Below are 21,094 nucleotides of genomic sequence, written 5' to 3'. Positions count from 1 at the left end.
TCAGTTCCCCGCGCCCCTCAAGAACGCACCAGCAACTGGAATTCGAAGCTGTAGCGCGTCGGACGGTAGGTGTGGGTGCCGAATTCCACCGCCCGGCCCGTGTCGTCGAACGTGACGCGTTGCATGGTGAGCAGCGGGGCCCCCGTCTCCTCCGCCAGGCGCTCCGCCTCCTCCGTCGTCGCCGCGCGGGCGCCGATCGACTGGCGGGCGCTGTGCAGGGTGATGCCCGCGGCTCGCATCAGACGGTAGAGGCCGGTGGTCTCCAGCTGGTCCGTGTCGAGATCGATGAGGCCGGGGGGCAGGAAGTTGCAGAGGTAGGCCATGGGCTCGCCGTGGGCGAGGCGGAGGCGCTCCACGCGGTGGACGTCGCTGTCCTCGGCGACGCCGAGCGCGGCGGCGACCTCGGCGGAGGCGGGGACGAGCTTGTTGACGAGGACCCGGGTGGCCGGGCGCTGGCCCGCCGCCTCCAGGTCGTCGTAGAGGCTGCTGAGCTCCAGTGGGCGCTTCACCTGGCTGTGCACGACCTGGGTGCCCACGCCGCGGCGGCGGACGAGGAGGCCCTTGTCGACGAGCGACTGGATCGCCTGGCGGACGGTCGGCCGGGACAGGCCGAGCCGGGCGGCGAGTTCGATCTCGTTGCCCAGCAGGCTGCCGGGGGTCAGCGTGCCGTGCTCGATCGCGGCCTCCAGCTGCTGGGACAGCTGGAAGTACAACGGCACGGGGGAACTGCGGTCCACGCTCAGCTCGAGCTGCACGGTCGGGTCCACTTCTGGTTTCGGCACGGGGCGAGCGTAGCTCCGTGCGTTGTTGACGGGAAGTCGTGTAGTCAGATTGTCCGGACATACAGATTGACAGCGGCGCGTCGGGCACGCACTTTGTTTTCATGCGCATCGGCGTCATCGGTACGGGCCGCATCGGCACCATCCACGCGAACACGCTGAGCCGGCATCGCGACGTCGGCTCACTGATCCTCACGGACGCGGACGCCGCCAGGGCCCAGGAACTGGCACACCGGCTGGGTGAGACGGCGGCGCCCGGCGTGGAGGAGATCTTCCGCTGGGGGGTCGACGCGGTGGTGATCACGACGGCCACGTCGGCCCACGCCGAACTGATCGGTCGGGCAGCACGCTCGGGCCTGCCGGTGTTCTGCGAGAAACCCATCGCGCTGGACCTGCCGGGGACCTTGAGCGCGATCTCCGAGGTCGAGACGGCCGGGACGGTTCTGCAGATGGGCTTCCAGCGCCGCTTCGACGCGGGCTACACGGGTGCGCGCGAGGCCGTGCGCTCCGGCCGGCTGGGGCGGCTGCACACCGTGCGGGCCCTGACCAGCGACCAGGCGCCGCCGGACGCCGCGTGGCTGCCGCTGTCCGGCGGGCTGTACCGGGACACGCTGATCCACGACTTCGACGTGCTGCGCTGGGTGACCGGCCGGGAGGTGACGGACGTCTACGCCGCCGGGTCCGACGCCGGTCCCCGGATGTTCCGCGAGGCGGGCGACGTCGACACCGCCGCCGCGCTGCTCACCCTGGACGACGGCACGCTCGCCACGCTCACCGCGACCCGGATGAACGGGGCCGGCTACGACGTGCGCATGGAGCTCGCCGGGGAGCGCGACCAGATCGTGGTCGGTCTGGACGACCGTACGCCGATCGCGTCCACCGAGCCGACCGGGCCGCCGGCCGCGGACAAGCCGTGGACGGGCTTCCTGGAGCGCTTCGGCCCTGCCTACGAGGCCGAGCTGAACGCGTTCGTGGAGGTCGTGAGGGGCGAGCGGGCCAATCCCTGCGACGGGCGCGAGGCGCTGCAGGCGCTGCGGATCGCCGAGGCGTGCGAGCTGTCGCGGCGGGGGCGCAGGCCGGTGCACCTCGCGGAGATCGCCGGCGCCTCCCCCGCGTTCGCCTGACGGCCAGCCGCCGCGGTCAGCGCTCTTCCCGCTCCTCCTCCAGGAGTCCCGCGTCGTAGGCGAGCAGCGCGATCTGCACCCGGTTGTTGAGGTCCAGCTTGGCCAGGATGCGCGAGACGTGTGTCTTCACGGTGGCGACGCTCATGAACAGGCCGGTGGCGATCGCGGCGTTGGCAAGGCCCCGGCCGACCGCGACGGCGACCTCGCGCTCGCGGTCGTTGAGTGCGGCCAGGCGTTCGCGCGCGCGGGTGCGGCGCGTGTCGGCCGCGGTGCCGACGGCGTGCCGCATCAGCTGGCGGGTGACCGTGGGCGACAGGACCGGGTCGCCGGCCGCGACCCGGCGCACCGCCGCGAGGATCTCGGCCGGCGGAGTGTCCTTGAGGACGAATCCGGCGGCACCCACGCGCAGCGCGCGCAGCACCTGCTCGTCGGCGTGGAACGTGGTGAGGACCACCACCTGCGGGGCGTCCTCGCGGGCGCGCAGCCGCTCCGTGGCCGTGAGACCGTCCACCGTCGGCATCCTGATGTCCATGAGCACGACGTCCGGGCGGGTGCGGTCGACGAGGGCCTCCGCCTCGGCGCCGTCGGCGGCCTCGCCGACGATCTCGATGTCGTCGGCGCCGCCCATCATCAAGGACAGCCCGGCCCGCACCAGCGGATCGTCATCGACGAGGAGCAGTCTGATCGCAGTCATGGGCCTTACGTAATCACGGCCGGGCCGGGCTGCGGGGCACGATGTGTCACCCCCACGGCAGCCACGCCCGCACCTCGAACCCGCCCTGCGGCGTGGGCCCGTGCTCCAGCCGGCCGCCGGCGAGGGTCGCCCGCTCCGTGAGGCCGATCAGGCCCTGGCCGGAGCCGGGGACGGGCGGTACCTCGCCCTCGGGCGGCGGGTTGTGCACCCGGACGGTGAGGCCGGTGCCCGGGGTGCCGGTGACGGTCACCGTGACGTCCGTGCCGGGTGCGTGCTTGCGCGCGTTGGTCAGGCCCTCCTGGGCGATCCGGTAGGCAGTGCGGCCGACGGAGGACGGGACGGCGGCGGGGTCCTCGACGCGGTGGTCGAGGGAGACCTTCATGCCCGCCTCGCGGGACTCGGCGACCAGGGTGTCCAGCGCCGCGAGCGTCGGCTGCGGACGGCCCGTGTCGTCCGGCTCGCCCGCCCGCAGCACACCGATGATCTCCCGCAGGTCCTGGAGCGCCTCGTGCGCGCTCTCCCGGATCACGCCCGCCGCCCGCGCCGTCTCCGCCGGGGGCGCGTCGGGCCGGAACTCCAGGGCGCCGGCGTGCACGCTCAGCAGGGTCAGCCGGTGGGCGAGCACGTCGTGCATCTCGCGCGCGATGGCCTCGCGGGCGAGCCGCTGCGCCTGCTCGGCCCGCAGCCGCGCCTCCGTCTCGGCGCGCCGGGCCCGGTCCTGGAGGCTCACCATGAGCTGCCGCTTGGCCCGGACGAACATGCCCCAGCCGACGGCGGCCACCGTGAGCAGCCCGGCGAAGAGAACGGCCACCGGGTAGGGGACGTCCGCTTCGGGGCGCACCCAGTAGAAGAGGGGCACCAGCGCCACGTTGACGCCGCCCACCCAGGCCACGTACCGGAAGGGGCGGTGCACGGCCAGGGTGAACAGGGCGATGAGGCCCGCCCCACCCGAGGTGTCCGAGAAGATGCCGAGGGGGGTCAGCGCCACGGCCAGTCCCAGGGGCCAGCGGCGCCGCAGCCACACCGCCGCGCAGGCCAGCGCACCGGTCACCTGGTCGGCGACGGCGAGTCCGTCCGGCACGTGCGGGTTGTCGGCGAGCGCCTCGACGGCCGTCACCCCCACCACCACGGCCAGCAGGAAGCAGGAGAAGTCGACGGCCCAGTCGCGGGCGGTGCGCCGGGGCCGCCGCCCGGCCCGAGCGGCGTCGGGGTCGAGTTCGTGCAGGAGGGCCGACGGGAAGAACCATCTGCGCCCGGTCGACAGCGCGGGCGTCTCTCCCACGGGTACCGGGGAGGCTTGCCCCACGTCGTCACCCCTCACGAGGGCCAAATCTACGCAGCGCAGGCCCCTCGCACCCGCCCTCGCGCGCGATCGTCGACGAAAGTCGCCACGGCGCAGACTTTCGATGCCGTCGTGGCGCCGGAGCGGGGACTTCCGCTCCCGGCGGCCCGCCTGGCGGCCGATGTGCGTGGGGGACCGGCGGGGCGAGGCTGACGGCATGAAGCAGGTACTGGAGATTCTCGGCTTCCTCGCCCTGGTCCAGGGCGTGGCGGGCCTGGTGCACGAGTTCACCGACTGGAACTGGGGCCTGGTGCAGCGGCTGGGGTTCCTCGACGGCTACGAGGTCTACGCGAGCGTCGCGCTGCTCGCGCTGGGTGCCGCCCTGTTCGCGGCGGCCGGGAGCCGGAAGTCCGTCTGAACGGCCTGACGGACGTCCGGCCCGCGGGGCCGGCGGGGCTCAGCAGCCGTAGTCGACCAGGTCGAACGACTCGTAGTGGTCGGCCGTGTAGTAGTCCTCCTGGTTCTGCTCACCGGTGACGATGCGCCGCGCACCGCGGGTGGAGGAGCCCGGGGTGATGACCGTGTACTCGTGGTAGTAGCCGGAGGACTGGCCGGGCAGGATGCCTTCCCGGTTCTGGAAGACGGTGCCGTCCTGGTCGAACGGGTAGGGACCGCCCTGCTCGATCAGGTCGAGCGTGTCGTGGGCCTGGGACGGCAGGGCGCTGTAGCAGATGTCGCCGACGGCGGTGGGGGCGGCGTCGGCCGTGGTCGCGGAGACGGTCGTGCCGACGAGGAGGGCGGACAGGAGGGCGGCTGCTGCGCCGAGCCGCGAGGCGCGTGGGGGGAAGTTCATGGACCTCATGATGACGCGCGTAGACGCTGGCATGTCAATGACAAGCATGGAGAATTTCCTGTGAAGCCCCGTGCGTTCGCGGGAAGTTCACCCGCACACCGGCGCCCTCACGCGTCCTCCGGCAGTCCGAACTCGCCGTACTCCGGGCGGCCCTTCAGGTCGTACGTCTGGACCGACACGCCCGCGCCGGTGACGCTCCCGCCGGTGTGCTCGAACGCGGTCGGTACAGCGCCCTCCGTGAACAGCCGGAACCCGGAGCCGAGCACGACCGGGAAGGTCAGCAGGTGCAGGGTGTCGACGAGGTCGAGCGCCAGCAGGGACCGGACGAGGGCACCGCTGCCGTGCACCTGGACCTCGCCGTCGGTGCGTTCCTTCACGGCGGCGACCTCTTCCGCGAGATCACCGGCCAGTACCGTGGTGCCCGCCCAGCCGGGGTCCGTCAGGGTCGAGGACGGCACGTACTTCGGCAGGGAGTTCAGCTTGGAGGCGACCGGGTCGGCGGGGTCGGTCACCTTGGGCCAGTACGTGGCGAAGATGTCGTAGGTCCGGCGGCCGAGCAGGAAGGCGCCCGGGCGGGCGAAGACCTCTTCGATGAACCGACCGAAGTCCTCGTCGGCGTACGGGAAGCTCCAGCCGCCGTGGGTGAAACCGCCCCGGGTGTCCTCCTGCGGCCCGCCGGGGGCCTGGTAGACGCCGTCGAGGGTGACGAAGAGGGTGGAGACGAGCTTGCCCATGGCGGGTGCCTTCCTTCCGGTGGGCCGGGATCTGCTGCCATCGGCTCAGACCCCGGCGCCGCCCGCAACTCATCGCTGGGCCGTACGCCCGCCCCCGGAACCACGCGCCCGGCCGGCGGTCCCACCTCGACGTCCGTTCGCCGCCAGCGCCGGTGCCGTACGGCCGCTGGGATGGACACATGACGACTCAGGCAACTCTGCACGGCAAGGTGGCTCTCGTGACCGGCGGGAGCCGTGGGATCGGCGCGGCGACGGCGGTACGGCTGGCACGGGAGGGCGCGGACGTGGCCGTCGGCTACGTGAACGGCAAGGAGGCGGCCGACGACGTCGTACGGGCCGTGAAGGAGCTGGGGCGCCGGGCGGTGGCGCTGCGCGCGGACACGGGGGATGCCACGGAGGCGGCCGAGATGGTGGACGCGGCGGCGGAGGCCCTGGGCGGGCTCGACATCCTGGTCAACAACGCCGGTGTGGGGGTGATCGGTCCGCTGGACACCCTGTCGCTCGCGGACGTGGACCGGGTCCTCGACGTCAACGTACGGGGTGTCTTCCTGGCCTCCCAGGCGGCCGCGGCGCGGATGCCCGAGGGCGGGCGGATCATCACGATCGGCAGTTGCATGGCCCAGCGGGTGCCGGGGTCCGGCGGGACGCTCTACGCGACGAGCAAGGCGGCCCTGGCCGGTCTGACGAAGGCGCTGGCCAGGGAGCTGGGCGGACGGGGCATCACGGCCAACCTCGTCCTTCCCGGCCCGATCGACACGGACATGAACCCGGCGGACGGGCCGTACGCGGCCGGCCAGGCGGCGATGACGGCGCTGGGCCGGTTCGGGACGGCGGACGAGGTGGCGTCGACGGTCGCCTACCTGGCGGGGGCGACGTACGTGACCGGGGCGGAGTTCCCGGTGGACGGGGGCCACGCGGCGTGAGGCGCGTGGGGCGCGCCGGTGCCGTCCGGCGGGCGCGCCCCACGGTCAGCCGGTGCCGTCCGGCGGGCGCGCCCCACGATCACGGGGTGGTTCAGCCACCCAGCTCCTGGTGGCGTGCCGCCAGCCGGGTCGTGCCCTCCTGGGTCAGGGAGCCGAACAGCCGGAGCCGGGAGATGCCCCCGTCGGGGAAGATGTCCACGCGCGCGTGCGTGCCGACGGCCGGGGCGGGCAGGACGAAGCGGTGGTTGGTGTCGGGCTGGAGGCGGGTGCGGGGCAGGATCTCCTGCCAGTCGCCGTCCTCGCCGTCCCTGACCGACACCGACGCCCAGCCGGCGCTGTTGCCCTTGAGGTAGGCGGTGTCGATCTCCAGGGCCCGGATCTGCGCCTGGGCGGCCAGCCGGTAGCGGATCCAGTCGTGTCCCTGGTCGCGGCGGCGGCGGGTCTCCCAGCCGTCGTCCATCTTGAGGGAGCGGCCCGGCTGGATGGTGTTGGAGGCGGGCGAGTAGAAGCGGTTGGAGGCGTCCTCGGCCCGGCCGCCGTTCTCCAGGGCGACGACGTCGAAGGTGCCGAGCGCCTCCAGCCACGCCGGGTCGGGGACGACCTCGCCGTGGACGCGCAGGCGCGCGATGCCGCCGTCGGGGTGCTGGTTGACCCGCAGGTGCGTGAAGCACTGCTCGACGTCGACGGCGAACCCGTTCGCCGCGTGGCCGCCGACCGGGGTGCGCGGGACGAGGGTCGTCCACTTCACGTCGTCCCCGAGGAGTTCCTCCGGCGACGGGGAGCCGATGACGCGGGTGGCCTCGACGGACACGGCCTGCGGGTAGTTGCCGCGGAAGTGGGCGGTGTCGACGACGATCCCGCGGATCACGCCCGGGGCGCCGAGGCGGACCAGCGCCCAGTCGTGGTCCTCGGCGGTCGGCCAGGGGTGGCCGGCGGAGGCGCCGCGGCGGCGGCGCGTCTCCCAGCCGTCCATGATCTTGCCCTTGTGGCCGAAGTGCTCGGGGTCGAACTCGGCGGGCCCGGGCACCAGCAGGTTCTCGCGCTGGGCGAAGAACTCGTCGTTGGCGGCGATGACACCGGCACCGAGGCGCCGGTCGGCGAGGTCGGTGTACTGGGTGAAGGGGAAGTCGGCGGTGCGGTAGTCCGCGTACGGGTCGCCGCCTCCGTAGGGGTTCGCGTCGCCGGTGAAGCTGGGGATCGCCGTCACGATGATCAGGTCTGCCTTTCGGGTGTCCGGGATGGGATTCAGTGGGTCCGGGTGAGGAGCCGCCCCTTCGGTTCGGTGAACTCGCCGTCCGCGACGATGCGCTGCCCGCGCAGCCAGGTGGACTTCACGACGCCGTGCAGGGTCTTGCCGGCGTAGGCCGTGACGCGGTTGCGGTGCTGGAGGGCGACCGGGTCGACGGTGAAGGTCTCGTCGGGGGCGAGGACGGCGAAGTCGGCGTCGCGGCCCACCGCGATGGCGCCCTTGCGGTCGTCGAGCCCGACCAGTTCGGAGGTGCGCGCGGACATCCAGCGCACCACGTCCTCCAGTCCGTGCCCGCGCCTGCGGGCCTCCGTCCACACCGCGGCCAGGCTCAGCTGGAGTCCGGAGATGCCGCCCCAGGCCGTCGCGAAGTCGTCGGTCTTCAGGTCCGCCGTGGACGGGGAGTGGTCGGTGACGATGCAGTCGATGGTGCCGTCGGCGAGCGCCTGCCAGAGCAGGTCCTGGTTGGCGGCCTCGCGGATGGGCGGGCAGCACTTGAACTCGCTTGCGCCGTCGGGGACTTCCTCGGCGGTGAGGGTCAGGTAGTGGGGGCAGGTCTCCACGGTGACGCGGACGCCCTCCGCCCGTGCCTGGGCGATCATCGGCAGGGCGTCGCTGGAGGAGAGGTGCAGGACGTGCACGCGCGCGTGGAGGGCCTTCGCCTCGCGGATGAGCTGGGCGATGGCGGTGTCCTCGGCGTCCCGGGGGCGGGAGGCGAGGAAGTCGGCGTACTTCGGGCCCGGCTGCTGCGGGGCGGAGGCCAGGAGGCGGGGGTCCTCGGCGTGCACGATGAGCAGTCCGCCGAAGGCGGCGATCTCGGCCATGGTGCGGGCGAGGGGATCCCGCTCCAGGTGCGGGAACTCGTCGACGCCGGACGGCGACAGGAACGCCTTGAAGCCGAACACACCGGCCTCGTGCAGCGGGCGGAGTTCCTTGATGTTGTCGGGCAGCGCGCCGCCCCAGAAGCCGACGTCGATGTGCGCCTTGTCGGCGGCGACCCGCTGCTTGGTGCGCAGGTGCGGGACGGTCGTGGTGGGCGGGAGGGAGTTGAGGGGCATGTCGACGAGGGTCGTGATGCCACCGGCCGCCGCTGCGCGCGTGGCGGTCCAGAAGCCCTCCCACTCGGTGCGGCCCGGGTCGTTGACGTGCACGTGCGTGTCGACGAGGCCGGGCAGCAGGACGTGGTCGCCCAGGTCCTCCAGGCGGGCGCTCTCCGGTACGGGCGCGTCGTACGGGAGGACGGCCGTGATCGTGCCGGCGGCGACCGCGACCGATGCGGCGCGGGTCCCCTCGGGAGTGATGACACGCGTCGAGCGAAGCACCAGTTCAGCGTCGGACACCCGAACCCCTTACTTCCAGTCACTTCCGCGTAACGGAATTCAACTTTCTGTTGAAGGAGTCTTCACTCCCTCTTCGGCGACGTCAAGGGCACACTTGACCGCGGCACCCTCGCCGAACACTCCTGGACGTTTCCATAAAGCGGAATTAGACTTCCAGCACGCAGAACGTAGCTACGTACAAGCGGGGAGTCAACCGACTGCCGGGTAGGCTTCTGCCCTTCCCGCCCGCCCCGAAAGGAACGCGCCGTGCCGACGTCCAGCGCCAGCACCACCGACTCCGCCCGGTCCTCCGCCAACGGCGGCGTCCAGTCCCTGGAGCGCGCCTTCGACCTGCTCGAACGAATGGCGGACGCGGGTGGCGAGGTCGGCCTGAGCGAGCTGTCCGCGAGCAGCGGGCTGCCCCTGCCGACCATCCACCGCCTGATGCGCACACTGGTGGCCTGCGGGTACGTACGTCAGCAGCCCAACCGGCGGTACGCGCTCGGCCCGCGCCTGATCCGCCTCGGCGAGTCGGCCTCCCGGCTGCTGGGCACCTGGGCACGGCCGTACCTGGCGCGGCTCGTCGAGGAGACCGGCGAGACGGCGAACATGGCCCTGCTGGACGGGGACGAGATCGTCTACGTGGCGCAGGTGCCGTCGAAGCACTCGATGCGCATGTTCACGGAGGTCGGCCGGCGGGTACTGCCGCACTCCACGGGCGTGGGCAAGGCCCTGCTGGCCGGTTTCCCGCCGGAGGAGGTCCGGGCGCTGCTCTCCCGTACGGGCATGCCCGCGGCGACGGAGAAGACGATCACGACGCCCGACGGCTTCCTCGCCGCCCTGGAGGACGTGCGCCGGCAGGGCTACGCCATAGACGACAACGAGCAGGAGATCGGGGTCCGTTGCCTCGCGGTCCCGGTGCCCGACTCCCCCACCGCCGCGGCCATCTCCATCTCGGGCCCGGCGGGACGGGTCACGGAGGCGGCGACGGACAAGATCGTGCCGGTGCTCCAGCAGGTCGCGGGGGAACTGTCCGAGGCGCTCGCGAGCCAGAGCCCCGCATAACGGTACGGACCCCACGGCACGGCGCCCCACCGCCGGGCCCGAAAGGCCAGGGCTGCGACCGCCGGGCCGGAAAGGCCAGGGCTACGACCGCAGCCCGGGCCCCGGCGCTCGGATCAGCCCCGCGTCCCACCGGACCTGGCGCGCACCTCCGGGTCTAGCCCTGGCCCCGCATCGGCCCCCCGAAGAGATCCACCGCCCGCCGGACCTCCCTCAGTTCCGCCGACAGCGCGCTCACCGAGCCGATCGCGCCCGCGATCAGCAGCAGGGAGCGGCGCAGGCCGGGGATCTCGGGGATGCCGTCGGCGGCCATGGCGGCCACGGCGGCCAGTTCCTCCTCGGCGATGGTCCGGTCGGCGAACTCGCCGGGATGGGCGGCCAGTCGGCGGCGCAACCGCGACACGGCGGAGCGCAGCTCCGTCACGCGCGGGTCCTCGACGCCGCCTGTCACAGGCCCCTGCCGCTTCTGCTCGGCGCTCCGCAACACAGTCCTCCCCCTCGCACCTGGTCGTGCGCGTGCCCTTCCGACACGAAGTCCCCCACACCGGGCAGCCGTCGGGCACCCGGCCGGTCGGTGCGGGCGACAGTAAACGACGCGGACCACCAGGCGCCAGTCCATTGCGTCATCGACTTGTTTCGCTGAGTGACTTTCTGGCCCGAGGCGCACGCCCGTGCGGCGCGCGCCCCGCGGCGTCGCACCCCTGTACGGGGCGTGCGGTATGCAGGAGCCATGACGACACGGGAGACGACGGGCGGGGCACGGGCGGTTGCGGGACTGCTGCTCGCGGCAGGTGGCGGACGGCGGCTCGGCGGGCGGCCCAAGGCACTGCTGCCGCACCGGGGACGGCCTCTGGTGGAGCACGCGGTGCGGGTGCTGCGGGAGGGCGGCTGCGCGACCGTCCACGTGGTGCTGGGCGCCCAGGCCGGCGAGGTGCGCGCACGGGCCTCACTGCCCGGCTGCGTCCTGGTCGACAACCCCGACTGGGAGCAGGGCATGGGGAGTTCCCTGCGCGCCGGGCTCGCCTCCCTGACCGGCACGGACACACGGGCCGCGCTGGTGTCGCTCGTCGACCAGCCCGGCATCGGGCCCGAGGCGGTGGCCCGGGTCCTCGCGGCGTACGAGGGCGAGGAGTCACTCGTCTCCGCCGCGTACGAGGGTGTGCGCGGCCATCCGGTGCTGTTCGGCGCCGCCCACTGGGCGGGCATCGCCGCGACTGCGCAAGGGGACCGGGGGGCACGCGCCTATCTGAAGGAGCACCGGCCGGAGGTCGCCCTCGTGGAGTGCGGGGACGTCGCCCGGCCCTTCGACATCGACACCGAAGCCGATCTGGCCCACCTGGAGTGAGCGGGGTGGCACGGAGCGCCACCTTGCCTCGACCCGGAGAATCTCGACATCAACAGACGATTGAACTTCCACTATGAGGAAACTAGTATCCACTGTTCAGAAGCGCCCGTCTGCTCCGCGGGCGCCGAACGCCGTATCCGGGAAGACTGGCACCCGGTGCCAAGCACGCCGGCTCGTCTTCACAGCTCGCTGAAGGAAGTGACCGTTCATGTCCGCTCCAGCGCCGTCCCCGCTGGCCATCGTCGACGCCGAGCCCCTGCCCCGGCAGGAGGAGGTCCTCACCGAAGCGGCGCTCGCCTTCGTGGCCGAGCTGCACCGGCGGTTCACGCCCCGGCGTGACGAGCTCCTCGCCCGCCGCGCCGAGCGCCGCGCCGAGATCGCCCGCACCTCCACCCTCGGCTTCCTCCCGGAGACGGCCGCGATCCGCGCCGACGACTCCTGGAGGGTCGCGCCGGCCCCGGACGCCCTGAACGACCGCCGGGTCGAGATCACCGGCCCCACCGACCGCAAGATGACCATCAACGCCCTCAACTCGGGCGCGAAGGTGTGGCTCGCGGACTTCGAGGACGCCTCCGCGCCCACCTGGGAGAACGTGGTCCTCGGCCAGGTCAACCTGAGCGACGCCTACACCCGGAACATCGACTTCACCGACGCGAAGTCCGGCAAGTCCTACGCCCTCAAGGCGGACGAGGAACTCGCCACGGTCGTCATGCGCCCGCGCGGCTGGCACCTGAACGAGCGTCACCTCGTCGACGCCGACGGCACCCCCGTGCCCGGCGCGCTCGTCGACTTCGGCCTGTACTTCTTCCACAACGTCCAGCGCCTGCTCGACCTCGGCAAGGGCCCGTACTTCTACCTCCCGAAGACGGAGTCCCACCTGGAGGCCCGCCTCTGGAACGAGGTGTTCGTCTTCGCGCAGGAGTACTGCGGCATCCCGCAGGGCACGGTCCGCGCGACCGTCCTCATCGAGACGATCACCGCCGCGTACGAGATGGAGGAGATCCTCTACGAGCTGCGCGACCACGCCTCCGGGCTGAACGCCGGCCGCTGGGACTACCTGTTCTCCATCGTCAAGAACTTCCGTGACGGCGGCGCCAGGTTCGTCCTGCCGGACCGCAACGCGGTGACGATGACGGCCCCGTTCATGCGCGCCTACACCGAACTCCTCGTCCGCACCTGCCACAAGCGCGGCGCGCACGCCATCGGCGGCATGGCGGCGTTCATCCCGTCCCGCCGGGACGCGGAGGTCAACAAGGTCGCCTTCGAGAAGGTCCGCGCCGACAAGGACCGCGAGGCCGGCGACGGCTTCGACGGCTCCTGGGTCGCCCACCCCGACCTCGTGCCGATCGCCATGGAGTCCTTCGACAAGGTCCTCGGCGACAAGCCGAACCAGAAGGACCGGCTGCGCGAGGACGTCGACGTCAAGGCGGCCGATCTCATCGCCGTCGACTCGCTCGACGCCAAGCCCACCTACGCGGGTCTGGTCAACGCCGTGCAGGTCGGCATCCGTTACATCGAGGCCTGGCTGCGCGGCATGGGCGCAGTCGCCATCTTCAACCTGATGGAGGACGCGGCCACCGCCGAGATCTCCCGCTCCCAGATCTGGCAGTGGATCAACGCGGAGGTCGTCCTCGACAACGGCGAGCAGGTCACCGCCGACCTGGCCCGCAAGGTCGCCGCCGAGGAACTCGCGAACATCCGGGCCGAGATCGGCGACGAGGCCTTCACGGCCGGCAACTGGCAGCAGGCCCACGACCTGCTGCTGACGGTCTCCCTCGACGAGGACTACGCCGACTTCCTGACGCTGCCGGCCTACGAGCAGCTGAAGGGCTGACTCAGTCCGCGGACGGCTTCTCCGAGTGGCCCAGGGACTTCCCCGGGGCCACTCGGTCGCGTACGGCCTGCTTCACGGCCGTCGGCTCCGGGAAGCCCTGCTCGCGCCGGTCCCAGACGACCTCGTCACCGACGCGGACCTTGAACACCCCGCCCGTGCCGGGCTTCAGGGCCAGTTCCGTGAGTTCGGCCTCGAAGGTCGTGAGCAGTTCCTGCGCCAGCCAGGCCGCGCGGGGCAGCCAGCGGCACTGGGTGCAGTACTCGATCTCGACCCGCCGCGCCGCGCCCGGCGAGTCCTCCGGCAGTTCGATCTCGATCCGCTGAACGTCCGTCATCCGAGGTGCACCGACCAATCCTGCTGAGCCGCGGGCTTGCCGTGCAGGTCGGGCACCTGCTTGAGCCACGCGGGGCGTCCTTGCTGGTTCTTCGCCGCCCGCAGGGCCTCCTCGGCGGCGAGTTCCTCCCGGGTGGGGAAGCCCGTGGGCAGCCAGTCCCCGGAGGCCTGCACGCGCGCGTGCAGGTACGTCACGTACGCCGCGCGCACCTCGTCCGCGGTGGCGAAGCCCGGCTCGTCATCGAGCCAGGCGTCCGGGACCTCGGCGAGGATCCGCCGCAGCAGCTCCTCGGTGACCCGGGGCGCCAGCTCGGCGTCGGCGGCCCGGACGTCGGGCCCGTAGTGGCCGAGGGCGTGGTGCCGGAAGTCGTAGGTCTTGCGGGGGTCGGCGGCGTCCCAGCGGTGGTGGAAGACCAGGGCGGCGCCGTGGTCGATCAGCCACAGGCGCGGGGGTGCGACGCCGAGGGTGGGCCAGACCATCAGGTTGGAACTGTGCACCGTGCGGTCGACGTTCACGGTCAGGGCGTCCAGCCAGACGACCTTCCCCGCCTCCAGCGGACCGACGGGGAAGACCCGGGCGAGCTCCGGCGTGAGGTCACGGGCGCCCGGCAGGTGATCCATGCCGAGGTTGACGCCCGCGCTGGCCGCGTGCAGGCCCCGCACCTCCTGGTGCGGCTCGTGGTCCGCGATCGCCGGGTCGAAGTGCACCAGGACCAGCTCGGGGAAGCGCAGCCCGAGGGCGCGGGCCAGCTCCCCCACGATCACCTCGGCGACGAGCGCCTTGCGGCCCTGCGCGGAGCCGGTGAACTTCACGACGTAGGTGCCGAGGTCGTCCGCCTCGACGACGCCCGGGACGGAACCGCCGGATCGCAGCGGTTCGATGTAGCGGGTCGCGGTGACCTCTCTCAGCATGGTCCAGGGCTCCACGGAGGGCAGAATCCGAAGGGGCCATCGTAACCAGGCACGACAGCCGGTAAGGAGCCTCGGCCCACGGCCGGATCCCGGCCGGCCTCAGCGTGCCGCGGGCGCGGGTGCCGTTGCGCGGAGGGCGCCCAGGACGAAGCCGCCGCACCGTGCTCTTCAGCTGTGCCGGTCAGGTGATGTCGTCGCCCTCGCGGGCCGAGGCGTCATACGGCCGCAGGAGATCGCGATGTCCCGCCCTCGCCTTCACACGGCCCGAAGGACCTGATGAGTCCGGACGCGGAACCCTCTTGTCAAGACGATATTAGGTTAGGCTAACCTTCGCCGCGTGAGATCTGGTGAAGAAACGGCCGGCGGACTGCGTCTGCGCGGGCATCAGCTGTCGGCCACGGGCGTGACCGTGTCGTACGACGGCACCGACGTCGTGCACGACGCGGCGATCGCGCTGCGGCCCGGCGAGGTGACCGTCCTGGTCGGTCCCAACGGCAGCGGGAAGTCGACGCTGCTGCGGACGATCGCCCGGCTGCAGCGGGCCCGCCGGGCCGAGCTCAGCATCGACGGCGACACCGACGGCCTCGCCCTGTCCGCCCGCGAGTTCGCCCGGTACGTCGCCCTGCTGACCCAGGGGCGCCCCACGCCGAGCGGGCTGACCGTGCGGGATCTCGTCGAGTTCGGCCGCTATCCGTACCGGGGCCGCTTCGGCCGGCCGGATCCGGACGCGCCCGCCGCCGTCGAACGGGCGCTGGCGCTGACCGGGGTGACGGACCTCGCCGCGCGCGGCGCCGACCACCTCTCCGGCGGGCAGTTGCAGCGCGTGTGGCTCGCGAGCTGCCTCGCCCAGGAGACCGGCGTCCTGCTGCTGGACGAGCCGACGACCTATCTCGACCTGCGCTACCAGATCGAACTCCTCGACCTCGTCCGCGACCTGGCGGACGACCACGGGATCGCCGTCGGGGTCGTGCTGCACGACCTCGACCAGGCGGCGGCCATCGCCGACCGGATCACGCTGCTCGAAGCGGGCCGGATCGTCGCCGACGGCCGGCCCGAGGAGGTCCTGACCCCGGAGCGGCTGACCGCCGTCTACGGCATCCGGATCGATGTCGACACAGACCCCCACACCGGCCGGATACGGACCCGTCCGATCGGCCGGCACCACACCCGCTCCAACCGAAGCGAAAGGCTCGGCACCACCTCATGAGACGTCTCCTGCTCACCGCGGCCACCACCACCGCCGCGGCGCTCACCCTCGCCGCCTGCGGCACCACCGAGCCGGCCGCCGACAGCGCGAAGAAGAAGACCTCCGAGGCCATCAGCCTCACCGACTCCACCGGCGCGAAGGTGAAGCTGGACGGTCCGGCCAAGAAGGTCGTCGCCACCGAGTGGAACGAGGTCGAGAGCCTCATCACCCTCGGCGTCGACCCGGTGGGCGTCGCCGACGTCAAGGGCTACAAGACCTGGGACACCGCCGTCCCGCTGAAGAACGAGCCGAAGGACATCGGCACGCGCGGCGAGCCGAGCATGGACACCATCGCCTCGCTCTCCCCCGACCTGATCGTGGCCAGCTCCGACCTGCCGGACGCGGCCGTGAAGCAGCTGCGGAAGATCGCCCCGGTCCTGGAGATCAAGTCGGCGGACGCCTCCGACCAGATCGGGCAGATGTTCACCAACCTCGACCTCATCGCCAAGGCCACCGGCACCACCGACAAGGCCGAGGCCGCGCGCAAGAGCTTCGAGGCCAAGATCGCCGAGGGCAAGAAGACCCTCGCCGACGCGAAGCTCGCCGGCACCGGCATCGCCTTCTCCGACGGTTATGTGACGTCGAACCAGGTCTCCCTGCGCCCCTACACCAGCGGCTCCCTCATCGGCGCCGTCAACGAGCGGCTCGGCCTGAAGAACGCCTGGAAGGTCAAGGGCGACCCGGCCTACGGCCTCGGCACCACCGACGTCGAGGGCCTGACCGCCCTGCCGAAGGGCGTGCAGTTCGCCTACATCGGCAACGACGGCGACAAGTCCAGCAACCCGTTCTCCGGGCAGCTGAAGAAGAACGCCGTGTGGACCTCCCTGCCGTTCGTGAAGGCGGACCGGGTGCACCGGCTGCCCGACGGCATCTGGATGTTCGGCGGTCCCGAGTCGATGGAGGCGTACGTCGACGCCGTCGTCGGCGCGCTGAAGAAGTAGCGAGGCCATGGCCGTCACCGAAGCCCCCTCCGTCGCCCGTCCGCCGGCGGCCGCGTCCCGGACGGGTGCGGCCGCGGTGACGGCCGGGCTCGTCCTCCTGGTCGCCGCCCTCGCGGTCGTCGACATCACCCAGGGCACGGCCTCCGTCGGACCCGGCCAGGTCTTCAAGGCCCTGACCGGGCAGGCCGATCCGGGCGACGCGTCCGTCGTGATCGCCTCCCGGCTGCCGCGGATGACCGCCGGCATCCTGGTCGGCGTCGTCCTCGGCATCGCGGGCGCGGTCCTGCAGGCCGTCAGCCGCAACGTGCTCGCCTCGCCCGACACCCTGGCGGTGAACGCCGGTTCGTACCTGGCCCTGGGGCTGGTCGGCGCGACCGGCGTCTCGCTGCCCCTGCTCGCCTCCTCCGGCGTGGCCTTCGCGGGCGGGCTGGCGGCGGCCGCCGTCGTCCTCGCGCTGTCCGGCCTCGGCACGGGCACCGTGCGGCTGGTCCTCGCCGGCACCGCGCTCGCACTGGGCCTGAACTCCGTCACCGAAGGGCTGCTCCTGCTGTTCCCGCAGCAGACGGAGGGCCTCTACCAGTGGAACCAGGGCAGCATCAGCCAGAACGGCTTCGACGGCGTCCTGCAGATGCTGCCCGTCGCCCTGGTGGGGCTCGCGGGGCTGCTGCTGGTCGCCCGCCGGGTCGACGCGCTCGCCCTCGGGGACGACGCGGCGCGCGGTCTCGGCGTCCCCGTGCGGGCCACCCGGGTCACGGTGGTGGTCCTGGCGGCGCTGCTGTCCGCCGCGGCCGTCACGCTCGCCGGGCCCATCGGCTTCGTCGGCCTGTGCGCCCCGGCGCTGGTCCGTCCGCTCGCCCGCCGGTTCCGGGGGTTCGTCCGGGCCCGGGCGGTCCTGCCCGTGGCCGGTCTGGCCGGTGCGGCGCTGGTGCTCGGGTCGGACGTGCTGCTGCGGACCCTCATCCCCGCGGACACGGCGGTCGCCGTCCCCACGGGCATCGTCACCAGCCTGGTCGGTGCCGTCTTCCTGGTGGTGACGGCCCTGCGCCTCAAGGACACCGCCGGGGCCGACGCGCCGGACCGGCTGCGCATCCCGAGCCGGACGGCGTTCCTCGTCACCGTGGCCGCACTCGCCGCGGCGGTCGTCGGCGTCACGCTGGCCGGCGTTCTGTTGGGCGACAGCAAACTCCTGCTCGGCGATGTCGCCAACTGGGTGCAGGGACGGGCCGGGCAGACCGTCTCGTTCGTCCTGGACACCCGCGTGCCGCGGGTGCTCGCGGCGCTGTGCGCGGGCGCGGCGCTCGCCCTGGCCGGCACGCTGGTGCAGGCCGTGACCCGCAACCCCCTGGCGGAGCCCGGCGTGCTGGGCGTCTCCGGCGGTGCCGCGCTGGGTGCCGTCCTGCTGGTCACCACCGTGCCCGCGGCCGGTTCCTGGGGGGTCGCCGGTGCGGCCTTCGGGGGCGCGGCGCTGGCCTCGGCCATCGTCTTCGGCCTGTCCGCCCGGGGCGGTTACCGGCAGAACCGGCTGGTCCTCGTCGGCATCGGCATGGCGGCCGGTTCCACGGCCCTGATCAGCCTGCTCATCGTGCTCACCGACCCGTTCAACGCCACCAAGGCGCTGACCTGGCTGTCCGGTTCCACCTACGGGCGGACCATGACCGACGTCGTGCCCGTCGCGCTCGTCCTGGCCCTGGGCCTGGCCGTCGCGTTCGCCCGGCGCACTGAGCTGGACCTCGTCTCCCTGGACGAGGACACCCCACGGCTGCTCGGCCTCGGACTGCCGCGGGCCAGGCTGGGCTTGCTGGTGACGGGGGTGCTGCTCGCCGCGACCGCCGTCGCCTCGGCCGGCACGATCGGCTTCGTGGGCCTGGTGGCTCCGCACGCGGCCCGTGCCCTGGTGGGCCGGCGGCACGGGCGGGTCGTACCGGTCGCCGTCCTGCTCGGCGCGGCGCTGGTGTGCACCGCCGATCTGATCGGCCGGACCGTCATCGCCCCTGCCCAGCTGGGCGCCGGCCTGATGACGGCGGTGATCGGCACGCCCTACTTCCTGCACCTGCTGGTTCGCGGCCGGAAAGCGACATGACGCCTGAAAGGGGCATCAATAGTTAAAGTGCCCCGAAATTTCCTATTGTGTGGATGTACATGCAATGGGAGCGAGGGAGCATGGCCAAGGACATCGCGGACCCGGGCCCGCCCCCGGAGGCGAGTCTGAAACCCAATGCGATCGGGTTCCTCGACGCCCTGGTCATCGGGCTCAACGCGACCTCCCCCGCGTACTCCGTGGCGGCGGTCATCGGCCCGATCGTGGCGCTGGTGGGCATCTACGCCCCCGGGGTGATGCTCGCGTCGTTCGTGCCCATGCTGCTGATCGCATCGGCGTTCTACTACCTCAACAAGGTCGACCAGGACTGCGGCACGACGTTCTCCTGGGTCACCCGGGCCATGGGGCCGTGGGCGGGCTGGCTGGGCGGCTGGGCCATCGCGATGACGGGTGTCCTGGTCGTCGGGTCGCTCGCGGACGTGGCCGTGACGTTCTTCCTGCTCGCCGTGGGCCTGGACGGCTGGGCCGACAACGACGCGGTGCGCCAGGTGCTGACGGTGCTGCTCATCCTGGTGATGACGGCCGTCTGCGTGATCGGCACCGAGGTGTCGGCCAAGGTGCAGAACGTCCTGATCCTGGCCCAGGTGGCCTGTCTGCTGGCCTTCGCCGTGGTGGCGCTCTACCGCGTCTACGCCGACACCGGCACCCTCGACGCCGTCGACCCGGAGTTCGGCTGGCTCGACCCGTTCGGAGCCGGCGGGGCGTCACTGACCGCGTCCCTGCTGCTGGGTGTGTTCATCTACTGGGGATGGGAGTCCGCGGTCAACCTCACCGAGGAGGTCGAGGACTCGGCCACCGCCCCCGGCAGGGCGGCCGTCTGGTCGACCGTGCTGCTGCTGGTGACCTACCTCGCGGTCGCCTTCGCGGTCGTGGCCTACGCCGGAACGGACTACCTCGCCGAGAACGCGGCGGAGGAGGAGTTCATCTTCGCCCTGCTCGCCGAAGAGGTGATGGGCGGCTGGGACTGGGTCGTCCTCCTCGCCGTCTCGACGTCGGCGCTCGCGTCCACGCAGACGACGATCATCCCGGCGTCGCGCACGGGCCTGTCCATGGCACGCCGGCACGCGCTGCCCGCGCACTTCGGCCGTATCCACCCGCGGTTCCGCACCCCGGACGTGAGCACCTGGTGGGTCGCCGGCATCGCCATCGCCTGGTACCTCGTCCTCTACCACGTCAGCGAGAACGCCCTCTTCGACTCCCTCACCGCCCTGTCGCTGCTGATCGCCTTCTACTACGCGCTCACGGGCCTGGCCTGCGCGGTCTACTACCGTCGCCAGCTGACCCGCAGCGCCCGCAACTTCTTCCTGATCGGCCTCGGCCCGCTGATCGGCGCGGGGCTGCTGGCGTGGCTGCTGGTGGAATCCGTGGCGGACATGTCCGACCCCGAGAACTCCTACAGCGGCGTCTCGTGGTTCGGCATCGGTCCGCCCCTCGTCATCGGCATCGGCATCGCGGTGACGGGCGTGGTCCTCATGCTCGTGTGGCGGCTGCTGGCGCCCGCCTTCTGGTCGGAGCACCCGAGCGTGGTCGACCCGGACCTCGTCGACGGCAAGGAGTCCTGAACATGTCGGTGGTCCTCGGCTACGACGAGTCCCCGGGCGCCCTGAGCGCGCTGCGTGTCGCCATCGAGGTGGCGACCGCGTACGACGAGCCGCTGGTGATCGTCCACGGCGTCGCCGTCCCCGGCGTCACGGGCGAGGAGTACGGCGCTCATCACGAGGCCGTCCGCGAGGCCGGCAGCACCGCGCTCTCCCACGCGGTCCGGGTGGCCGACGAGGCCGGTGTGCGGACGTCGGTGGAGCTCATCGACGAGCGGCCCGCGCAGGCGCTGATCGAGGCGGCGGCCCGGCACGGCGCCAGGGTCATCGTGGTGGGCACGTGGGGCGAGAGCCCGGTGCGGGGCGCGCTGCTGGGCTCCACACCGCACAAGCTGCTGCACCTGTCGACCGTGCCCGTGCTGTGCGTGCCGGCCCGGTCATGAGCCGCCCGGGCGGCGTCGCCCGGGCGGCTTGAACACGTACAGGCCGAGGATGTCGGGCAGCGGCGCGACGCCGGGGCCGCCCTCGCGCACCCAGGAGACGACGTCCTCGGTGGCGGCCGGGTCGTTGACCAGTCCGAGCCACACCGGCCGGGCTCCGGCGGCCCGGCCCGCCGCCGAGGGCTGGACGACGACGACGTTGGCCTGGTCGCAGACGTCGAGGCAGTCGGAGACGCGCACCGGCGCCGCCTCGCGCAGGCGTTCGGTCTGGGCGGCGTGATCGACGCCTCTGATCTTGCGGGTGCCGCAGCAGCAGTCCCGGCAGACGACGATGCGGCAGGGGACCCGTGCGTTCGGCGTCGCGGACATGCCGCACCCTCCCTCTCTGCGT

At 72.4% G+C, this 21,094-nt stretch carries 22 protein-coding genes; 11 read left to right on the top strand and 11 right to left on the bottom strand.

Going from position 1 to position 21,094, the window contains the following annotated elements; all coding sequences use genetic code 11:
- Nucleotides 1-17: 17 nt before the first annotated feature.
- The gene (locus tag RFN52_RS32460; RefSeq protein WP_184854109.1) at nucleotides 18-755 is read right to left on the bottom strand and encodes a GntR family transcriptional regulator; all 738 of its coding nucleotides are present in this window, start codon (nucleotides 753-755) and stop codon (nucleotides 18-20) included.
- Nucleotides 756-883: 128 nt separating this feature from the next.
- Between RFN52_RS32460 and RFN52_RS32455 the strand changes: the two genes are divergently transcribed.
- Entirely contained in the window at nucleotides 884-1,903 is a 1,020-nt protein-coding gene (locus RFN52_RS32455; RefSeq protein WP_184851609.1) for a Gfo/Idh/MocA family protein, read from the top strand.
- A 16-nt stretch (nucleotides 1,904-1,919) separates the two neighbouring features.
- Here RFN52_RS32455 and RFN52_RS32450 read toward each other — a convergent pair whose 3' ends face one another.
- A complete protein-coding gene (locus RFN52_RS32450) occupies nucleotides 1,920-2,597 on the bottom strand; it encodes a response regulator (protein WP_184851607.1) in 678 nt (225 codons plus the stop codon).
- A gap of 46 nt (nucleotides 2,598-2,643) precedes the next feature.
- On the bottom strand, nucleotides 2,644-3,903 hold the full coding sequence (locus RFN52_RS32445) for a sensor histidine kinase (protein ID WP_229856062.1): 1,260 nt from the start codon (nucleotides 3,901-3,903) through the stop codon (nucleotides 2,644-2,646).
- A 193-nt stretch (nucleotides 3,904-4,096) separates the two neighbouring features.
- Between RFN52_RS32445 and RFN52_RS32440 the strand changes: the two genes are divergently transcribed.
- Nucleotides 4,097-4,297, top strand: coding sequence for a hypothetical protein (locus RFN52_RS32440; protein WP_184851605.1), 201 nt, complete (start codon nucleotides 4,097-4,099; stop codon nucleotides 4,295-4,297).
- A gap of 39 nt (nucleotides 4,298-4,336) precedes the next feature.
- Here the strand turns inward: RFN52_RS32440 and RFN52_RS32435 are convergent, their stop codons facing one another.
- On the bottom strand, nucleotides 4,337-4,732 hold the full coding sequence (locus RFN52_RS32435) for a guanyl-specific ribonuclease (protein ID WP_184851603.1): 396 nt from the start codon (nucleotides 4,730-4,732) through the stop codon (nucleotides 4,337-4,339).
- 107 nt (nucleotides 4,733-4,839) lie between these two features.
- The gene (locus RFN52_RS32430; protein WP_184851601.1) at nucleotides 4,840-5,466 is read right to left on the bottom strand and encodes a dihydrofolate reductase family protein; all 627 of its coding nucleotides are present in this window, start codon (nucleotides 5,464-5,466) and stop codon (nucleotides 4,840-4,842) included.
- A gap of 179 nt (nucleotides 5,467-5,645) precedes the next feature.
- Here RFN52_RS32430 and RFN52_RS32425 point away from each other — a divergent pair, with 179 nt between their 5' ends.
- Complete coding sequence (locus tag RFN52_RS32425) at nucleotides 5,646-6,389, top strand: 3-oxoacyl-ACP reductase family protein (protein WP_184851599.1); 744 nt, start codon at nucleotides 5,646-5,648, stop codon at nucleotides 6,387-6,389.
- 91 nt (nucleotides 6,390-6,480) lie between these two features.
- Here RFN52_RS32425 and alc read toward each other — a convergent pair whose 3' ends face one another.
- Together alc and allB are read right to left on the bottom strand one after the other, a co-directional pair.
- Nucleotides 6,481-7,596, bottom strand: a complete 1,116-nt coding sequence (alc, locus tag RFN52_RS32420) for an allantoicase (RefSeq protein WP_184851597.1) — start codon at nucleotides 7,594-7,596, stop codon at nucleotides 6,481-6,483.
- Between the two features lie 38 nt (nucleotides 7,597-7,634).
- On the bottom strand, nucleotides 7,635-8,975 hold the full coding sequence (gene allB / locus RFN52_RS32415; protein ID WP_184851596.1) for an allantoinase AllB: 1,341 nt from the start codon (nucleotides 8,973-8,975) through the stop codon (nucleotides 7,635-7,637).
- Between the two features lie 246 nt (nucleotides 8,976-9,221).
- Between allB and RFN52_RS32410 the strand changes: the two genes are divergently transcribed.
- On the top strand, nucleotides 9,222-10,019 hold the full coding sequence (locus tag RFN52_RS32410) for an IclR family transcriptional regulator (RefSeq protein ID WP_161369035.1): 798 nt from the start codon (nucleotides 9,222-9,224) through the stop codon (nucleotides 10,017-10,019).
- 154 nt (nucleotides 10,020-10,173) lie between these two features.
- Here RFN52_RS32410 and RFN52_RS32405 read toward each other — a convergent pair whose 3' ends face one another.
- Complete coding sequence (locus RFN52_RS32405) at nucleotides 10,174-10,467, bottom strand: DUF5955 family protein (protein WP_374050225.1); 294 nt, start codon at nucleotides 10,465-10,467, stop codon at nucleotides 10,174-10,176.
- Between the two features lie 279 nt (nucleotides 10,468-10,746).
- Between RFN52_RS32405 and RFN52_RS32400 the strand changes: the two genes are divergently transcribed.
- Together RFN52_RS32400 and aceB are read left to right on the top strand one after the other, a co-directional pair.
- The gene (locus tag RFN52_RS32400; protein ID WP_184851592.1) at nucleotides 10,747-11,361 is read left to right on the top strand and encodes a nucleotidyltransferase family protein; all 615 of its coding nucleotides are present in this window, start codon (nucleotides 10,747-10,749) and stop codon (nucleotides 11,359-11,361) included.
- Nucleotides 11,362-11,569: 208 nt separating this feature from the next.
- A complete protein-coding gene (gene aceB / locus RFN52_RS32395) occupies nucleotides 11,570-13,195 on the top strand; it encodes a malate synthase A (RefSeq protein WP_184851590.1) in 1,626 nt (541 codons plus the stop codon).
- 1 nt (nucleotide 13,196) lies between these two features.
- Here aceB and RFN52_RS32390 read toward each other — a convergent pair whose 3' ends face one another.
- Together RFN52_RS32390 and RFN52_RS32385 are read right to left on the bottom strand one after the other, a co-directional pair.
- Nucleotides 13,197-13,529 (bottom strand): Rdx family protein, encoded by a 333-nt coding sequence (locus RFN52_RS32390; RefSeq protein WP_184851588.1) that lies wholly within the window; start codon nucleotides 13,527-13,529, stop codon nucleotides 13,197-13,199.
- A complete protein-coding gene (locus tag RFN52_RS32385; protein ID WP_184851586.1) occupies nucleotides 13,526-14,440 on the bottom strand; it encodes a HipA family kinase in 915 nt (304 codons plus the stop codon). Before RFN52_RS32385 ends, RFN52_RS32390 begins: the two co-directional genes overlap by 4 nt.
- A 337-nt stretch (nucleotides 14,441-14,777) precedes the next feature.
- On the opposite strand from RFN52_RS32385, the gene RFN52_RS32380 reads away from it, so the two are divergent.
- The 5 genes from RFN52_RS32380 (at nucleotide 14,778) to RFN52_RS32360 (ending at nucleotide 20,706) form a co-directional block, all read left to right on the top strand.
- The gene (locus RFN52_RS32380) at nucleotides 14,778-15,647 is read left to right on the top strand and encodes an ABC transporter ATP-binding protein (protein WP_184851584.1); all 870 of its coding nucleotides are present in this window, start codon (nucleotides 14,778-14,780) and stop codon (nucleotides 15,645-15,647) included.
- A complete protein-coding gene (locus RFN52_RS32375; RefSeq protein WP_184851582.1) occupies nucleotides 15,644-16,627 on the top strand; it encodes an ABC transporter substrate-binding protein in 984 nt (327 codons plus the stop codon). Before RFN52_RS32380 ends, RFN52_RS32375 begins: the two co-directional genes overlap by 4 nt.
- 7 nt (nucleotides 16,628-16,634) lie before the next feature.
- Nucleotides 16,635-18,707: an iron ABC transporter permease gene (locus tag RFN52_RS32370; RefSeq protein WP_184851580.1), complete on the top strand. Its 2,073-nt coding sequence runs from the start codon at nucleotides 16,635-16,637 to the stop codon at nucleotides 18,705-18,707.
- 80 nt (nucleotides 18,708-18,787) lie between these two features.
- Nucleotides 18,788-20,287: an APC family permease gene (locus tag RFN52_RS32365; RefSeq protein WP_184851578.1), complete on the top strand. Its 1,500-nt coding sequence runs from the start codon at nucleotides 18,788-18,790 to the stop codon at nucleotides 20,285-20,287.
- A 2-nt stretch (nucleotides 20,288-20,289) separates the two neighbouring features.
- Complete coding sequence (locus RFN52_RS32360) at nucleotides 20,290-20,706, top strand: universal stress protein (RefSeq protein ID WP_184851576.1); 417 nt, start codon at nucleotides 20,290-20,292, stop codon at nucleotides 20,704-20,706.
- Here RFN52_RS32360 and RFN52_RS32355 read toward each other — a convergent pair.
- On the bottom strand, nucleotides 20,701-21,072 hold the full coding sequence (locus RFN52_RS32355; protein WP_184851574.1) for a (2Fe-2S) ferredoxin domain-containing protein: 372 nt from the start codon (nucleotides 21,070-21,072) through the stop codon (nucleotides 20,701-20,703). The genes RFN52_RS32360 and RFN52_RS32355 overlap by 6 nt on opposite strands.
- Nucleotides 21,073-21,094 lie beyond the last annotated feature (22 nt).

Source organism: Streptomyces collinus, from assembly GCF_031348265.1.
Classification (GTDB): Bacteria; Actinomycetota; Actinomycetes; order Streptomycetales; family Streptomycetaceae; genus Streptomyces; species Streptomyces collinus.
This window is presented reverse-complemented; position numbering and strand designations above follow the sequence as displayed.

Coding starts and splice junctions, on each gene's coding strand:
- RFN52_RS32455 (WP_184851609.1), top strand. CDS start 884: ATGCGCATCGGCGTCATCGGTACGGGCCGCATCGGCACCATCCACGCG.
- RFN52_RS32450 (WP_184851607.1), bottom strand. CDS start 2,597: ATGACTGCGATCAGACTGCTCCTCGTCGATGACGATCCGCTGGTGCGG.
- RFN52_RS32440 (WP_184851605.1), top strand. CDS start 4,097: ATGAAGCAGGTACTGGAGATTCTCGGCTTCCTCGCCCTGGTCCAGGGC.
- RFN52_RS32435 (WP_184851603.1), bottom strand. CDS start 4,732: ATGAACTTCCCCCCACGCGCCTCGCGGCTCGGCGCAGCAGCCGCCCTC.
- RFN52_RS32430 (WP_184851601.1), bottom strand. CDS start 5,466: ATGGGCAAGCTCGTCTCCACCCTCTTCGTCACCCTCGACGGCGTCTAC.
- RFN52_RS32425 (WP_184851599.1), top strand. CDS start 5,646: ATGACGACTCAGGCAACTCTGCACGGCAAGGTGGCTCTCGTGACCGGC.
- RFN52_RS32400 (WP_184851592.1), top strand. CDS start 10,747: ATGACGACACGGGAGACGACGGGCGGGGCACGGGCGGTTGCGGGACTG.
- aceB (WP_184851590.1), top strand. CDS start 11,570: ATGTCCGCTCCAGCGCCGTCCCCGCTGGCCATCGTCGACGCCGAGCCC.
- RFN52_RS32390 (WP_184851588.1), bottom strand. CDS start 13,529: ATGACGGACGTTCAGCGGATCGAGATCGAACTGCCGGAGGACTCGCCG.
- RFN52_RS32385 (WP_184851586.1), bottom strand. CDS start 14,440: ATGCTGAGAGAGGTCACCGCGACCCGCTACATCGAACCGCTGCGATCC.
- RFN52_RS32375 (WP_184851582.1), top strand. CDS start 15,644: ATGAGACGTCTCCTGCTCACCGCGGCCACCACCACCGCCGCGGCGCTC.
- RFN52_RS32370 (WP_184851580.1), top strand. CDS start 16,635: ATGGCCGTCACCGAAGCCCCCTCCGTCGCCCGTCCGCCGGCGGCCGCG.
- RFN52_RS32365 (WP_184851578.1), top strand. CDS start 18,788: ATGGCCAAGGACATCGCGGACCCGGGCCCGCCCCCGGAGGCGAGTCTG.
- RFN52_RS32360 (WP_184851576.1), top strand. CDS start 20,290: ATGTCGGTGGTCCTCGGCTACGACGAGTCCCCGGGCGCCCTGAGCGCG.
- RFN52_RS32355 (WP_184851574.1), bottom strand. CDS start 21,072: ATGTCCGCGACGCCGAACGCACGGGTCCCCTGCCGCATCGTCGTCTGC.